Annotated in this window: 14 protein-coding genes; 10 read left to right on the forward strand and 4 right to left on the reverse strand. The window is 38.2% G+C overall.

Translation table 11 applies throughout. The features are described from left to right. Positions 1 to 34 precede the first annotated feature (34 nt). From clpB to DVR12_RS01175, 9 genes are all read left to right on the forward strand, one after another. A complete protein-coding gene (gene clpB, locus DVR12_RS01135) occupies positions 35 to 2635 on the forward strand; it encodes an ATP-dependent chaperone ClpB (RefSeq protein WP_116973615.1) in 2601 nt (866 codons plus the stop codon). A 326-nt stretch (positions 2636 to 2961) separates the two neighbouring features. Beyond that, positions 2962 to 4542 (forward strand): WG repeat-containing protein, encoded by a 1581-nt coding sequence (locus DVR12_RS01140; protein WP_116973616.1) that lies wholly within the window; start codon positions 2962 to 2964, stop codon positions 4540 to 4542. 3 nt (positions 4543 to 4545) lie between these two features. Beyond that, positions 4546 to 5568 carry a WG repeat-containing protein gene (locus tag DVR12_RS01145; protein WP_116973617.1) on the forward strand — a complete coding sequence of 341 codons (1023 nt, stop codon included), beginning with the start codon at positions 4546 to 4548 and terminating at the stop codon, positions 5566 to 5568. A 22-nt stretch (positions 5569 to 5590) separates the two neighbouring features. After that, positions 5591 to 6622 carry a WG repeat-containing protein gene (locus DVR12_RS01150; protein WP_116973618.1) on the forward strand — a complete coding sequence of 344 codons (1032 nt, stop codon included), beginning with the start codon at positions 5591 to 5593 and terminating at the stop codon, positions 6620 to 6622. Positions 6623 to 6640: 18 nt separating this feature from the next. Beyond that, positions 6641 to 8242 (forward strand): WG repeat-containing protein, encoded by a 1602-nt coding sequence (locus DVR12_RS01155; protein WP_116973619.1) that lies wholly within the window; start codon positions 6641 to 6643, stop codon positions 8240 to 8242. Positions 8243 to 8270: 28 nt separating this feature from the next. Then, positions 8271 to 9305: a WG repeat-containing protein gene (locus DVR12_RS01160; RefSeq protein ID WP_116973620.1), complete on the forward strand. Its 1035-nt coding sequence runs from the start codon at positions 8271 to 8273 to the stop codon at positions 9303 to 9305. A 7-nt stretch (positions 9306 to 9312) separates the two neighbouring features. Beyond that, the gene (locus tag DVR12_RS01165) at positions 9313 to 10308 is read left to right on the forward strand and encodes a WG repeat-containing protein (protein ID WP_116973621.1); all 996 of its coding nucleotides are present in this window, start codon (positions 9313 to 9315) and stop codon (positions 10306 to 10308) included. 3 nt (positions 10309 to 10311) lie between these two features. Further along, complete coding sequence (locus DVR12_RS01170) at positions 10312 to 11313, forward strand: WG repeat-containing protein (protein WP_116973622.1); 1002 nt, start codon at positions 10312 to 10314, stop codon at positions 11311 to 11313. Between the two features lie 94 nt (positions 11314 to 11407). After that, on the forward strand, positions 11408 to 11887 hold the full coding sequence (locus DVR12_RS01175; RefSeq protein ID WP_116973623.1) for a nucleoside deaminase: 480 nt from the start codon (positions 11408 to 11410) through the stop codon (positions 11885 to 11887). Positions 11888 to 11917: 30 nt separating this feature from the next. Here the strand turns inward: DVR12_RS01175 and DVR12_RS01180 are convergent, their stop codons facing one another. The 4 genes from DVR12_RS01180 to DVR12_RS01195 form a co-directional block, all read right to left on the reverse strand. Next, on the reverse strand, positions 11918 to 12271 hold the full coding sequence (locus DVR12_RS01180; protein ID WP_116973624.1) for an anti-sigma factor family protein: 354 nt from the start codon (positions 12269 to 12271) through the stop codon (positions 11918 to 11920). A gap of 18 nt (positions 12272 to 12289) precedes the next feature. Beyond that, positions 12290 to 12868 (reverse strand): RNA polymerase sigma factor, encoded by a 579-nt coding sequence (locus DVR12_RS01185; RefSeq protein ID WP_116974219.1) that lies wholly within the window; start codon positions 12866 to 12868, stop codon positions 12290 to 12292. A gap of 71 nt (positions 12869 to 12939) precedes the next feature. Then, the gene (locus tag DVR12_RS01190) at positions 12940 to 14064 is read right to left on the reverse strand and encodes a zf-HC2 domain-containing protein (RefSeq protein WP_116973625.1); all 1125 of its coding nucleotides are present in this window, start codon (positions 14062 to 14064) and stop codon (positions 12940 to 12942) included. Continuing rightward, positions 14054 to 14629: a sigma-70 RNA polymerase sigma factor region 4 domain-containing protein gene (locus tag DVR12_RS01195; RefSeq protein ID WP_116973626.1), complete on the reverse strand. Its 576-nt coding sequence runs from the start codon at positions 14627 to 14629 to the stop codon at positions 14054 to 14056. The genes DVR12_RS01190 and DVR12_RS01195 overlap by 11 nt, the downstream gene beginning before the upstream one ends. Positions 14630 to 14721: 92 nt before the next feature. On the opposite strand from DVR12_RS01195, the gene DVR12_RS01200 reads away from it, so the two are divergent. Next, on the forward strand, positions 14722 to 15495 hold the full coding sequence (locus tag DVR12_RS01200; protein WP_116973627.1) for a C40 family peptidase: 774 nt from the start codon (positions 14722 to 14724) through the stop codon (positions 15493 to 15495). Positions 15496 to 15677 lie beyond the last annotated feature (182 nt).

Genomic DNA, 15677 nt, shown 5'->3' on the forward strand with positions numbered 1-15677 from the left:
CTATAAACGTTCGAAAATCATCAAAAAGGAAGATATGAATCTGAATAATTTCACTATAAAATCACAGGAAATATTACAACAAGCCCAACAGCTTGCTTTTAATAATCAAAACCAATCCATTGAAACTGGTCACTTACTTAAGGCCCTCCTGGAAGACCAGGACAGCCCTATCGAGTACCTGTTAAAAAAGAATGATGTAAATCTTTCTTTTGTTAATACCAAGCTGAATGAACTACTACAAAAATATCCTAAAATAGTCGGTGGCGATGCCGGGCAATCGCTTAGCAGAGACGCAAATAACGCTATCCTCAGAGCAGGGGCGAACATTAAAGAGTTTAAAGACGAATTCGTAAGCGTAGAACATCTGCTTTTAGGAATCCTTCAGGGAAGTGACGATACCGCCAAATTACTAAAAGACGCAGGTCTTACAGAAAAAGGTTTGAAAGCAGCTATACTCGAGTTGCGTAAAGGTCAGACCGTCAACTCCCAAACTGGTGGTGCGCAATTCAACACCCTACAGAAATATGCCAAGAACCTGAACGAAATGGCCAGGGAAGGAAAGCTCGATCCGGTAATCGGGCGTGACGATGAAATCAGAAGAACACTGCATATCCTTTCCCGCCGATCCAAAAATAACCCGATCCTGGTTGGTGAACCAGGTGTTGGTAAAACTGCCATCGTAGAAGGATTAGGCCATAGAATCATCAACGGAGATGTTCCTGAAAATCTGAGATCCAAAACCATTTACGCTCTTGATATGGGGGCGTTGATGGCCGGTGCTAAATATCGGGGTGAATTTGAAGAGCGCCTCAAAGGTGTAGTAAAGGAAGTGGCTGAAAGCAATGGGGAAATCATCCTCTTCATTGATGAGATCCACACCCTGATAGGTGCCGGAGCCATGGAAGGAGCTATGGATGCTGCTAACATCCTCAAACCGGCATTGGCCAGAGGTGAGCTCCGTGCAATTGGTGCCACCACCCTGAATGAATATCAAAAGTATTTCGAAAAAGATAAAGCACTGGAAAGACGCTTCCAGAAAGTAATGGTAGATGAACCTTCTGTTGAAGATGCTATCTCCATCTTACGTGGACTCAAAGAAAAATATGAAAGTCATCACCATGTGCTGATTAAAGATGAAGCTATCATCGCAGCCGTGGAACTTTCACATCGCTATATCACTGATCGTTTCCTGCCCGATAAAGCAATTGACCTGATCGATGAAAGCGCAGCCAAATTAAGGCTGGAAATGAACTCCATGCCTGAAGAACTGGATGAACTGGAAAGAAGAATCAGACAACTCGAAATCGAAAGAGAAGCCATTAAAAGAGAAAATGATGAGGATAAGCTGAGAGAACTCGGTGAAGAGATCGCAAGATTAAGTGAAGAGAGAAATACTTTCAAAGCCAAATGGCAGGCAGAAAAAGAAATCGTAGACAAAATTCAAAATGCTAAATCCGATATCGAAAACCTTAAACTCGAAGCCGAACAGGCAGAAAGAAACGGTGATTTTGGTAAAGTAGCCGAGATCAGGTACGGAAAAATAAAAGAACAGGAAAAACTGGTAGCCGATCTGACTGAAGAACTGGATCAGATGTCGGCCAACCACAAACGTTTGCTCAAAGAAGAAGTAGATGCTGAAGATATAGCCGAAAATGTTGCTAAGGCAACCGGTATCCCGGTATCTAAAATGATGCAAAGCGAAAAAGATAAATTGCTGCATCTCGAAGAAGAATTGCATCAAAGAGTAGTAGGACAGGAAGAAGCCATCATCGCTGTATCTGATGCTATTCGCCGTAGCAGGGCCGGCTTGCAGGACCCGAGACGTCCAATAGGTTCCTTCATATTCCTCGGTACAACCGGGGTCGGTAAAACAGAGTTGGCTAAAGCATTGGCCGAATACCTGTTCGACGATGAAAATATGATGACGCGTATCGATATGAGCGAATACCAGGAAAAACACTCTGTAAGCCGCCTGGTGGGAGCGCCTCCGGGATATGTAGGTTATGACGAAGGTGGACAGCTTACTGAAGCTGTGCGCCGTAAACCATACTCAGTAATCCTGCTCGATGAAATTGAAAAAGCACATCCGGATACTTTTAACATTTTGTTACAGGTGTTGGACGACGGAAGACTCACCGATAATAAAGGTAGGGTCGTGAATTTCAAGAACACTATCATTATCATGACCAGTAACATGGGTAGCCATGTTATTCAGGAGAATTTTGAGAAGATAAACGACGAAAACAGGGATGAAGTAGTGGATGCTACTAAAGAAGAGGTAATGACCCTGCTTAAGCAGACCATTCGCCCTGAATTCCTGAACAGGATTGATGAGGTTATTATGTTCCAACCACTCATGAGAGAGGAAATTAAAGGAATAATTAACATTCAATTACAACAACTGAAAGACATGGTAGCTAAAAATGGCATGATATTGGAATTTTCTGATTATGCCATTGAGTATCTCTCTGTTCAAGGTTATGATCCTCAATTTGGTGCAAGACCATTGAAACGTTTGATTCAAAAAGAAATAATCAACCTGCTGAGTAAGAAAATTCTGGCAGGAGATATCGATAAATCCAAACCAGTACTCGTTGATGTTTTCGATGGTGTAGTGGTTATCCGAAACAAGTAATTCTAAATACGACGATACATAGTTACAATAAGCCCCGCGATTCTTCGCGGGGCTTTTCTATTATTTTTTTGTTATATGCGTTTGTATATGAGTATTATGCTATATATTGTGGCAAATATTTATGAGAAAATGATTACGTAGGGTAATTATCCTGTACCGAGCCATATCCAAATGCCAGTGCAGCAACCAAGATCTGACTACTTTTTCGTACGGCAGCCTGACTGAAAGAAAGAAAAACTTTGTTTACCTGTTGCTAACGTCTACCACTCAACGTAAGGTCTTGGTAAGTTGATGCCCGACTTAAATTTTAATGCAAATAAAAATCTATGAAAAAAGTGAACCGCCATCACTTCATTTCCTGGGTTGTTATGCTTTCATTTGTAATAGGGCCAATCTATGCCCAAACTATAGCAACAACCAAAGCTTCCAATCCCGAAAAATGGTACCCGATTTACAGAAAGGGTGATTGCAGTATGCCTGCCTTCATCAATAAAAAAGGTGAAGTAAAGCTGGCATTCGATAGCACCATCAAACTGGCATTCGAAAACCGCGTGATCGAAAATGTATTTGAAGGCCAGTACATCAGCGTAAAACGTAAAGTCGGAAATGACGTAATTTATTACCTGTGCGATAGAAAAGGAAATCTGACACCTTTACCGGTAGATATCGAAATTGTTGGGATCAACCCCAATAGCATAACTGTTACGAATCTCTACAGAAAATATGCACTCTGGAAATTTGACCTTACTCCACTTACCCCTTTTAAATACAAATATATTGCTGCGTATAGCGAAGGATATTTACTTGCCCATCCTATTAGCTCCACAGGATTTACCCTGTTAAATGAAAAAGGAGAAGAAACAATTCAGCCGGTTCATGAAGCAAGCCTTAGTGCTATTAAAGGCACCAATAGAGTTTCTGAAGGTATTGTGGGATATGTTTCAAATGACAAAATGGGAATAATGGATACAAAAGGTAAAGATATTACTCCCGCTATCTTCAACTTTGTATTGGACTTCAAAAATGGACTTGCCTTTGCTTCAAAAGATTATAAGTGCGGATACATCAATAAGAAAGGCAAATGGGTAATGGGGCCAGATAAAAATACTTATTCCGGCACCTTTGGTAATGGTATGTCTATTATCTGCAAAGTAGAAAATGGAGAAGAGTATTACACTTTTGTTGATACCACCGGCCAGATTGCAATTAAACAAAAGTTTAAGCGGGTAACTTCCTTTGAAAACGGCTTTGCAGTTGTGACCACCAAACAGAATAAGCCTAACGAACGGTCTGTTATTAACACTAAAGGAAATATCGTATTTACAGGTATGATGAGCTGGGTCGATTTTCTGGACGATTTAATAGTTATCAAAACTGAAGACAAGGACCCATCTGATAACATTAGAAAGAATAATTGGTATTATCTGGATTATAACTTTAAACCGGTTTGGGAACCCGATTGTACCGAAAAAACACTCAGTAGCATTAATAACTTAAGAGGATGTAAGTTTAAAGACTTTAAAAAAATAATTTTTGAAGGAGAGATCTGCAAAAGCTATTCACTGAACGATCTGAAAGAACTATTTGAAAACGCTAATCCCATAGAACTTTCAATTCAACTTAATTCCTCAATTTCTAAACTTCCCTCTGGTCTTAGTACTATGACCAACCTTGAAATACTGAAACTATCGCGCAATTACATTACCGAGTTACCTGATTTAAGTAAACTCACTAATCTAAAAGTACTGGATCTGGATAATACCAGTATCAAATCTCTGCCTAAAAGCATTTATAACCTAAAACAGCTAAAGCAAATCTCTGTAAGAAATACCAATCTGAGCCTGGATGATATTATGGAATTGAAAGAGCAGCTACCTGATACTAAAATTTTTTTTAAATCTAATTAGTTTATGTACACTAAAAACTATTCTGTTCTGTTGTTTGCAATTCTTTCCTGTTGCTTTATTCATCAGGTATCTTTTGCACAGATTGATGTTGGGATTATAGAATCAAAATCAATTGATAATTCCAAAAGGCCCGCCAGGGAGCTTGTTCCTTTCCTCAAAGGAAGACTATGGGGCTATTGCGATATTAATAAGAATATTGTCATTGAACCGAAATTCGACAAAGCAGAATTCTTCATGGAATATAAGGATACCTATTATGCTAAAGTTATTCTCAATAATGGCAAAACAACAATAACTGCTGATGGCAATACTGTTGGCATAAAAGTTCCGGATACCGAAATATTTGTAGATGAAGAACCACTGATGGATCAAATCAGACGTAATGTAACCATAGATGCAACTATACCTGGTTTCCAATATGATAAGGAGAAAAGACAATTAAAATTATCGGCAACCTACAGAAGTATTGAAAGTTTGATTGATGATGGAAAATTCGGAGTTGTAAGAGATAAGCATACAGGCCTGATAGGAGCAATTAATCCGGCTGGTAAAATACTTGTTTCCTTTAACTACGATAAGTTTATCGGTGTAGCCGGAGCAAATAATGAGTTGTTGATACTCCAGAATAACTGGAAAGTTGGAGTAGTGGATCTTAATAATAATATCATTGTTCCATTCGATTATGCAACAATTGAAGTAGTTAACAAACCAGGTACCAGTCTGCTGCTAACCAAGCCTGCTGAGATTTTCGAAACTCATAGCTACCTGGTAGATACCTCCAATAAAAAACTATTTGATGGCGAACTTTTGTTTGCCGAATATGGAGATGGACTTATAATGGCCGTAAGTAAAGGATATTTTGGTTATATAGATGGATCAGGAAAAGAAGTGATTCCATTTAAGTATGTAAATGCAAGACCATTTGGTGAATTACCTGCAGTGCGTGGATTTGCAAAGGTCACAAATACCAATAGTCAAACCTTTTTTATCAATAATAAAGGTGTTGAATTTATTAGTGAGAAATAATTTAAACGAATAACTTATCTATATGAGAATTCTAAGCCTGACAGCCTCTGTAATTGTAGCAGCTTTATGTTTATCTGACCTGAATGCCTATTCCCAGATTGGCGAACCAATTTATGAAGCTCCTGCCTATTCTTCCAGTGAGCATAAACTATTGGTGCCATTCCTGAAAGGTAAACTATGGGGCTTTTCCGATGTAAATAAAAAAATGGTTATTCAGCCAACCTTCGAAAAGGTTGAGTTTTTCAGTGAGTCCGGAAATATGTACTATGCTAAAGGGGAATTAAATGGGGAAAAAATTATTATTTCCGAAACTGGCAAGTATATGAAAGATGATACTCCGGGTTATGAAGAAATTCTAATGGGAAGTGGCCTGATTTCTGGCTACTCCGTTAGCTCTCAAATAATAAAAAAGGATGACAATTTAGATAAAAACGGCTTACACGGTTATACGTATGATGCTGAAAATAATGTTTTAATCACCTCTGGTTACTATGATAGTTTTATAAAACTAATTAATAAAGGAAAGTTGGCGCTTGCGAAAAACAAGAATCAAAAAATAGGATTGGTTGATCCTGGAGGTAAAGTTATTATTCCGTTTGAGTATGATAAATTCATTGGCTCAATAGGCCGTGGAAATGATTTGCTAATTCTGGAAAAGGATAAGAAAATGGGAATATTTGATCTTACAGGTAAGATACAGCTCCCGTTCGAATTCGATAAAATAGAAAAGCTGGAAGGGTACGGCAATATATTACTTCTGACAAAAAATACTAAAACATCAACCGAATCCTTCCTGGTAAATGCCTTTTTTATGAAATTATATGATGGTGTATTAACTGATGCTGTATACAGTAACGGATTAATCAGAGGGGCAAAAGATGGTAAATACGGATATATCAACACAGATGGAACTGTAGTAGTACCATTCAAATATAAAAAAGCTCTGCCTTTTGCAGAAAGACCTGCAATCAGTGGATTTGCGCTGGTTACCAATATGGATGGAGTAAGCTACTTCATCAATCAAAAAGGTGTTGAATATTACAGTGAAAAATAATCAAATGTCATTTTATCTATGAAAAGAGTGAACCGCCATCACTTCATTTTCTGGGTTGTTATGCTTTCATTGATAGCAGAGCCAATCTTTGCTCAGAAGAAAACTTCTACTGCCAAACCTGCTGTTCCTGAAAAATGGTACCCGATTTACAGAAAGGACGATTGTATTATGCCCGCACTAATCAATAAAGCGGGAGAAGTAAAATTGGTGTTCGATAGTATTACAACGTTTGCTTCTCAGATGATCATCGAAGACAACATATTTGAAGGTAATTATATCGGTGTTAAACGGAGAATTGGGGATAAGAAAATTTATTGCCTCTGCGATAGAAATGGAAAATTTACGCCCTTGCCTGAAGGAATTAAAATTGTTGCATTAAATCCTAACAGTATCACTGTGGAGAATGAATCCGGGAAGTCTGCGCTTTGGGGATTTAATCTTACTCCGATTACTCCTTTCATTTATTTAAGCATTCAGAGGTTTAGCGAAGGTTTGGCTGTTGCATTTCCTGCTGCCTCCAGAACATTTACCTTCTTAAATGAAAAAGGAGAAGAAACAATTCCGGCTACACATAGAATTAGCACGGTCGGTGATCACAGAAGTAGTTATGCTATGCGTAACCAGGTTTCGGAAGGCCTTTCAAATTATTCGCATAATGGATTATTGGGAATAATGGATAAAAATGGTAAAGATATTACGCCTGCTGTTTTTAGTAATTTATTTGAATTCAAAAATGGATTAGCTTTCGCTATAAGAGATAGAAAGGCTGGCTATATAAATAAAACAGGCGATTGGGTGATTGGTCCGGAATCTGGTGATACTTACTATGGCAATTTTGCAAATGGATTAGCGCCTAAAGAAATAAATGAAAATGGTGAATACTATTCCAATTATATCGATACTACTGGTAAAGTAATAATTAAGACTAAATTTAAACGCGCAAGTCTCTTTAATAATGGCTTTGCGGTTGTTACCACAAATGAGAATAAATCTTCAGAAAAATCTATTATTAATAAAACCGGGGAAGTTGTATTTACCGGCAACTTCTCACATGCGGCCTTCCTGGATGATCTGATTGTTATTACAACAGAGGTACAATTAAACAGTGATAATGTGAGAAGAAATAATTGGTACTATCTGGATTATAACTTTAAATTGATTTGGGAACCTGAATGTGGTGAAAGAGCACTTAGAAGCCTTACCAGTATTAGAAACTGTCAGCTTAAAGACTTCAAAAAAATAATTATCGAATCAGGAATAAGCAATGAATATTCATTCAGTGATCTCCAGGAATTATTTGAGAATGCCAACCCTGTAGTTCTTTCTCTTTCCTTAAATTATACTATTACTAAACTACCTAACGGACTTAGTAATATGACCAACCTGGAGGAACTTCGACTTTCAGGCAGGTTTACCGAGTTACCAGATTTAAGTAAGCTTAACAAGCTTAAGGAGATAGACCTGGATTATACGGATATTCAATCTCTACCTAAAAGTATTTATAAACTAAAACAGCTGAAAGAAATCTCTGTTGTAGGTACTAAGCTGAGTTTGAATGATATAATGGCACTGAAAGAAAATCTGCCGGATACCAAAATCACTTTTAAACGTTCTTTTTAATTCATAATTGCTGAAGAAGAAAATCTCTATGAAAATTTCGACTATAACAGCTACTCTTATAGTAGCAGTGCTTTGTTTAACCAGTATAAATACTTATTCACAGGTAGATGTCGGGTTGCTAACTGATGATGAGTTTGGTCCTCCTGTGAAAGACCCACAATTATTGGTTCCTTTTCTTAAAGGTAAATTATGGGGTTATACAGATGTAAATAAACGAATGATTATTGAACCAAAGTTTGATAAAGCCGGTTTTTTTCTGAGGAGCACTTCTTTATACTTTGCCAACGGGGTATACAAAGGAAAGAATGTGTTAATCTATGAAGACGGGAAATTTGTAAATAATGATTATGCCGATGGCAATTATATATTAGACGGAGGTTTGCTTGGCGCATCCCGAGCCGCCACTAAGGAGATACAAAAAGATTTTAATCTCGATAAAGATGGTTTACATGGTTATACCTATGATACCATAAGCGGTATTCTAACCTCCTCTTACTATTATAATCGCTTTATCAGATTGATTGAGAAAGGGAAACAGGCCATTGCAGAAAACAAATATCATAAAGTAGGACTGGTTGAACCAAGTGGTAAAGTAATTATTCCTTTTGAGTACGACGAGTTCATAGGTGCTGCTGGTGGTAGAAGAGAGTTGTTAATACTTCAAAAAAATAGAAAGCAGGGTGTAGTGGATTTCACAGGAAAGGTAGTTCTGCCTTTTGAATATGACGAAATAAAGATGGTAAATACATACGGAACAAGATTACTCCTAACAAAGTATACAAGTACATCAAAAGAATCTATTCTGGTGAGCGCTGCCTTTAAAAAGGTATTTGATGGGGTATTAACAGATGCTTCATTTGACGATAAATTTATTATGGGCGCAAAAGATGGTAAGTATGGATATCTGAATGACGCAGGAGAAATTGTCATTCCATTTATTTATAAGCAGGCATTGCTCTTTGGTGCAAGTCCAGCCATCGAAGGTTTTGCATTGGTTACAAATATGAAAGGAATAAGTTATTTCATTAATGAAAAAGGTATAGAATACTATTCTGAAAAATAATCAGCATATGAATATTATTAAAAACATAAGTGCAGCTACTATTATGAGTTTGTTGGTTTGCTCGGCAACTGCACAGGAAATGGGAGTAGTAACCGGCCCAACAAAAGAAACAGTCAAAGGTGAGTTCCTTGTACCTTTTTTAAAAGGAAAGCTTTATGGGTATAGCAATGAACAAAAGAAAATTATAATTGAACCTAAATTCGAGCATGTTAGTTTTTTCCGGGGAACAGCAGCTAAAGGTGTGTATAAAGGGAAGGACGTGCAGATTATGCGTGATGGCACTTTTAAAACTGTTATTGTAAAGAAAGAACCACCTCTTGTTGTTGAAAGAGTGCCGGTTCAGTCAATGTTTACGCCTGCCCAACAGGCAGATGACGCTACACTCGATATAGCTGGTAAGCACAGTTTTAAATTCGATAAGAAAACAAATACGCTATACAAATCACCGGCATATGATTCGGTATTATACTCGTTCAGCGACTGGAAAACTGTCCTTGTAAAACTTAAGGGTACTGGAAAAGTAGGAATGGTGGATAACTCCGGTAATATCCTTATCCCTTTTGAGTATGATGAATATGTATATGATTTGGGTTATTTTATGGAACCAGAATTAATTATGAGAAAGGACGGCAAGCTAGGAGTAATTAATAAACTGAACAGAATATTAGTTCCTTTTGAATATACGAGAATTGAGTTTTGTGGTTCAGTAGGCAACCTGTTTCTTTATAAAGGTAATAAAGCCACTTTAGTAGATTCTCAATACAAAAGTTTATTTGCAGACGAGCTGATAGATCCTGTTGTATGTATAGATATAATCAGTGCCTACACAGCAAAGGGTGCCGGGTATATTGATCAGAAGGGCAATGTAATAGTTCCGTTAAAGTATAAAGAAGTAAAGCCCTGGGGAACAGAACCAGCTGTATATGGTTTTGGATGGGTGACTGATAAAAGTGGAAGGAGCTTTTTTGTAAATGATAAAGGTGTTGAATTTTATAGCAATTAAAATATGAAAAAAACAAAATTCCTTATACCGTTTATAGCGGCAGTATTTCTTACAAATACATTGAATGCGCAGGTAGCAGGTTCACGCGTGTATGCGATGCCTGAAAGTAATGGCGCCTATAAATTAGTACCGTATCTGAAAGGCAAACTCTGGGGATTCAGCGATGCTAATGGCAATATAGTTATTGAGCCGGCCTATGAGCAGGTTGATTTTTTTGATTACTTTTCAGGTGTTGCCAAGGTCATTTTAAAAGGAAAGCAATTATTGATTGACCCTTCAGGAAAGGTTAAAGAAAATAAAGACAGTAGAGTGTTATTTGACGATTCACCAAGGATGGCAGAGCTTAAATCTGGTAAATACGGGGAGGATATTCAGGAAGCTTCATTATCTAAAAATGGGAAGCATGGATTTTATATTGATTATGATGAAGGAGTACTTCACAAAGCCCCGGTTTATGGAAAATCCAGAGGATACTTTGATAACTATAATAGCCTGATTATAGAATTGAAAAGTACTGGTAAATATGGTGGAGTCAATAAAGATGGAGATATTATTATTCCATTTGAATATGATGATTGGACTAATCATTTTGGAGATGGAGTATTCTTTGTAATGAAGATAGGAGAGAAGCTTGGAATGATTGATAGAAAGAACAACGTTATTTTTCCTTTCAAATATCAGAAAATTGAGAAATTGAATATGGAGGGTACCAACTTTCTGGTAAAAGATTCCGTTTATGGCTATCTGTTAGATACTGCTCGTAAACCTTTATATAATAAGCCTCTCAGGGATGTAGAATTTGCCAGAGACATGATAAAGGCCCGTGACGATAAAGGTTTATATGGCTATTTGAATACAGCCGGGCAGGTTGTTATTCCTTTTATTTATAAAGAAGCCAGGGCTTTTGGTGATTCAATCTCCAATAGTAACTATGCCTGGGTAACCAATAATAAGGGTGTTAGGTTTCTTGTTAGTAAAACAGGGCGTGAATACTATAGCAAGTAATGCATTATCATAATTCATTCAAAGAGGATGTATCTCAGATACATCCTCTTTTATTTTATATTCAGTAAATTTGGTTGAACTAAAACATCTGCTTATGATTGGTCCAAGAGAAAAGCGATTTATGCAACATGCCATTGCATTGTCCAAAAAAGGAATGGAAAAAGGAGATGGTGGCCCATTTGGTGCAATAGTAGTGAAAGGGGATGAAATAGTTGGAGAAGGCTGGAATCAGGTACTTCTCAATACCGACCCTACTGCTCATGCCGAGGTGGTAGCTATCAGGGATGCTTGTAATCGACTTGGCACTTTTCAGTTGACCGACTGTGAAATTTATACCTCCTGTGAGCCATGTCCAATGTGTCTGGGAGCTATTTACTGGGCAAGGCCTCAACGTGTTTATTACGCTAATTCTAAGGAAGATGCAGCAGCAATTGAATTTGACGACTCTTTTATCTATAGGGAATTGAATGTGCCGCATAGTGAAAAGAAAATTCCTTTGATTTCTATGCCAGATAATGGAGCGTTGGAGGTGTTTGCTGAATGGAAAAATAAAAGTAACAGAACTTTATATTAATAAAAAAGACAGGATACTGTCCTGTCTCTTTTATCTTCTGGCAACAAAGTAATAAGTCCAGAATATGCCAAGTAAGATCATCAGAATAATAAAAATTAATACCGCCAGAGAAATGTAGGTTTGCAACCGTCGTTTTGGCCTATACCGCTGCCTTAATTTTTTCAGCAGGTTCCACCTCATCTCAATAATCCACCCAGGGATTTTTTCCTTGTCCTTTATTGCAGCTAATCCATCGAGGGCTTCACTGCAAAGCTCACAATCTGCCAGATGCATTTCTACTTCATGTTGTTCACTGGCCGACAGTTTGCCTTGAACATAGTCAAGCAACTGTTGCTGAGATGGACAACCTGTAGTAACAAATATATCGTTGAAATGCTCGTTCATATCGTTATTAAATGCAAGTTAATGGTTTGTTCGTTGTTGTTTCTCCAACAAAAGTTTTAAATTCCGCTTTCCGTTCTGGATATAGCTTTTGACCTGAAGTAAAGAATAACCAGTTTGATCTGCTATCTCCTGGTATGACTTTTTCTGCATATAAAATAATTGGATGCAGGTCCTTTGTTCAGGGCTTAATTGCTGAATAGCCAGCTCCATATTTTCCAACAACAGATCTTTCTCCTGAAAGCTTTTCTTATCTAAGGGTTCGGCTTCCATATCAGCAATATGTTTCTCAGTTATCTCTGTTTTGTACTTCAATGGATTATTCCGCAACTGCATCAGGCAATAGTTTTTAGCAACCTGATAAATCCAGGCTTTAAAAAACTGGATTTCGTGCTTATTTACTTCTGATAAAACCTTAAGGAAGATTTGCTGTACAGCATCACGTGCATCTTCTTCATTTTTCAGATATTTCATGCACATACCAAGTAATAGCACGGCGTATCGGTCGAAGAGCACACCAATCCACTCACTGTTTTTGTCAGCTTTGAACCGTTGCAGTAGCTCCTGGTCTGTAAGTTGTTGTATGGCTGGATTATTCACAGGCAAAAATAATGGAATACTTAAGCTAAGATGCAGTTTTCACAAAATTGCATAAATAAATGCAAATTTTTTCACATAGCATCCAAAGCTAGTTGGGCAGAGTTTTTCATGGCACCATCCATTCTTACTACTTCTCTGAACATTCGTCTTGCTTTTCCCATTTGTCCTTTGCTTCTGTAGCATACAGCAATCTGATATCGTGCCATTTCCTGGTATCTGCCGGAGCTGACAGATTCTAATTTTCTGTATCTGTCAATTGCTTCACCATAATTGCCTTGTTGTTGGAATCCCATAGCTGCCTTATAGAGGTACTCATCACTATTAAGTGCTGCGGGAGGAGGGGTTTCTTTTTTAGCAGGTTCAGGGTTTGTTTCTGTGGTATTTTCCTGTTTTTGAGATTTCTTTTCCTCTTCTTCTTTTTCCTTTTTATTCTTCTCGGCTTCCTTCGCTTTTTCGGCTTCACGACGAACAGAATCCTGCTGGTTCTGCAGCATTTGAGCGCGTCTGATACGGGCCAGACTGTCGGCAGTTGCTTTGCGTTGCTGTGCTTTCAATGCGGCTGCTTTCTTTATTGCAGCAGAATCTACAGGTACGCTACCAGGGGTAGTGGTAGTTGCTGTAGTTGTTGCAAGTGGAGCATCCGGAAGTTGAATCGGATTAGGAGTAGATACCTCTGGCTGTGTATTGTTCACTGGTGTTACAACCGGGGGAGTAGCAGCAGGAGCAGGGGTACTTGTTTCAGCGGCTGAAGGTTCCCGGCTGGGGGTTACAGCAGCTACATATCGCACGGGAGGAGGTTGATTTCTGATATGGCCCTCCAGTACGTATACGCTACCGATACCTAGTCCAATAAAAGCAAGGAGCCAGAAATATAGCAGGAGATGTTCTTTCGCTTTCTCCTTCCTTGTGTATTGTGCTACTTTCTGTACGTGTGAAACAGGTTGAATACTGTTTCTCACAAAACGTTGCAGTTTATAGGTCAGATCCTGGTACTTATCCTGGTCATCTTCCTTTTCCAATGCCAGCAGGGCATTATAACACAGGTCACAATCGGCCAGATGTTGTTCTACCAGATGTTTTTCTATATCCGTTAATCTGCCATCCATATAGCGGGGAAACTGGTCTTTATTGAGGCAACGGATAGATGAAAAAATCTTTAGTACTTTATCATTTTTATGTTTGTTATTACTTAACATATCCCTGATTCATAAATAGCTTGGCTAGTTTTCCTTTGGCGCTTTTCAGTTGGGCCCTTACCTTATCACGAGGTTGTCCTGTTATGGCTGAAAGGTCGGCGAAGGATTTATTTTCTAGGTAAAATTGTTTTAATAGTGTTTTTTCTTCATCGTGAAGTCGATCCATGGCCTGTTCTAATCTGAGCATCAGTTCATTGCTGTCAATAACATTATTGGTGGCTTTATCTACCAGATTTTCTATATGCAGCAAATCTCTTACCTCACGAGATGGATAAAACGGGGTATTTTTCTCAGGTTTTCCCAGGAAGCCTTTTTGAATATGCAGAATCCATTCACTGGCTTTGTAAATGGTTTGAGTTTTGAGGCTAGCGCTTAACCGTTGCAGCAAAACAGGGAATATAGTACTGGGGTCCAGGGAGCTATCTTTATGCAATTGGGGCATTGTAACAGCAACCAATAAATGACTATATCGTTCCATCAATACACCTTCTGCCTCGCGATCATTTTGTCTTCTGGCGCGGGATATCAACTCTTTATCGGATAAATTGGTTAACTGTTGTTGCATACACTTATTAATTTATATTTACGTACAAAACCGGAAAAAGTTCATTTGAAGCATAGATTTATTGAATTATAAAAGGGAATTTTACAATTTATATGCCATACGCCATTATTATAGTGCCGATTGCGCCATTAAGAGCAACAGCTGCCCATAGAAGTGAAATGGTTTCTCAGTTGTTATGGGGAGCATGTGTGGAAATACTTTCTACAAGTTCTGATGGGTGGGTAGAAGTAAAGAATCAGTACGACGATTATGTTGGCTGGGCTACCATGTCACATCTGGAAATCATAGATGAGGGGCTTTATCGGGCAAAAGCTATTCATTATACTGCTTCCTGGAGTAACCGGGTTACGATGAATGGATTGCCTATGCAGGTTCCTTTTGGGTGTCTTATTAAGCATTATGCTGATAAAGGCGCTCAATGGGGCGATATCCAGGTGCGTTTTGAGGATCCGGTAAAAGCGGTAATGAGTCATGAGCCGGTAGATTTGGAGGCATTTAAGGCCACAGCATTCAATTATCTGAATACCGCCTATTTATGGGGTGGGGTGAGTGTTTTTGGTATTGATTGTTCGGGATTCACACAAAATGTATATAAATTATTTGGAATTCATCTGTTGAGAGATGCCTATTTACAGGCCACACAGGGTCAGGTGGTTGATTTTCTTCAGCAGGCCAGGTTGGGAGACCTTGCATTTTTTGATAATGAGGAGGGAAGAATCACGCATGTGGGCATTTTGCTCAATGATGAGGAAATAATCCACTCTTCGGGTAAAGTAAGGGTTGATATTATCGATAACCAGGGGATTATTAATAAGGATACTGGAGTACGCACCCATAAACTTCGGATTATAAAGCGGTATATTTAGCTCGCCGGCTCGCTTGTTTCTCGCAAAGAAGCAAAGCTTAATATTAAGAGGTATAAGGATTATTTAAGATAAAAAGATCGAAGCGAATATTTTAAGGACTTCTATTAGGTTTCAATAATATAAGAAACCAATCAGCAGTCCTTAAAATATTCGCTTCGATCTTTTTATCTTAATATTAATCT

It is taken from the genome of Chitinophaga silvatica (genome assembly GCF_003419895.1).
GTDB classification, from domain to species: domain Bacteria; phylum Bacteroidota; class Bacteroidia; order Chitinophagales; family Chitinophagaceae; genus Chitinophaga; species Chitinophaga silvatica.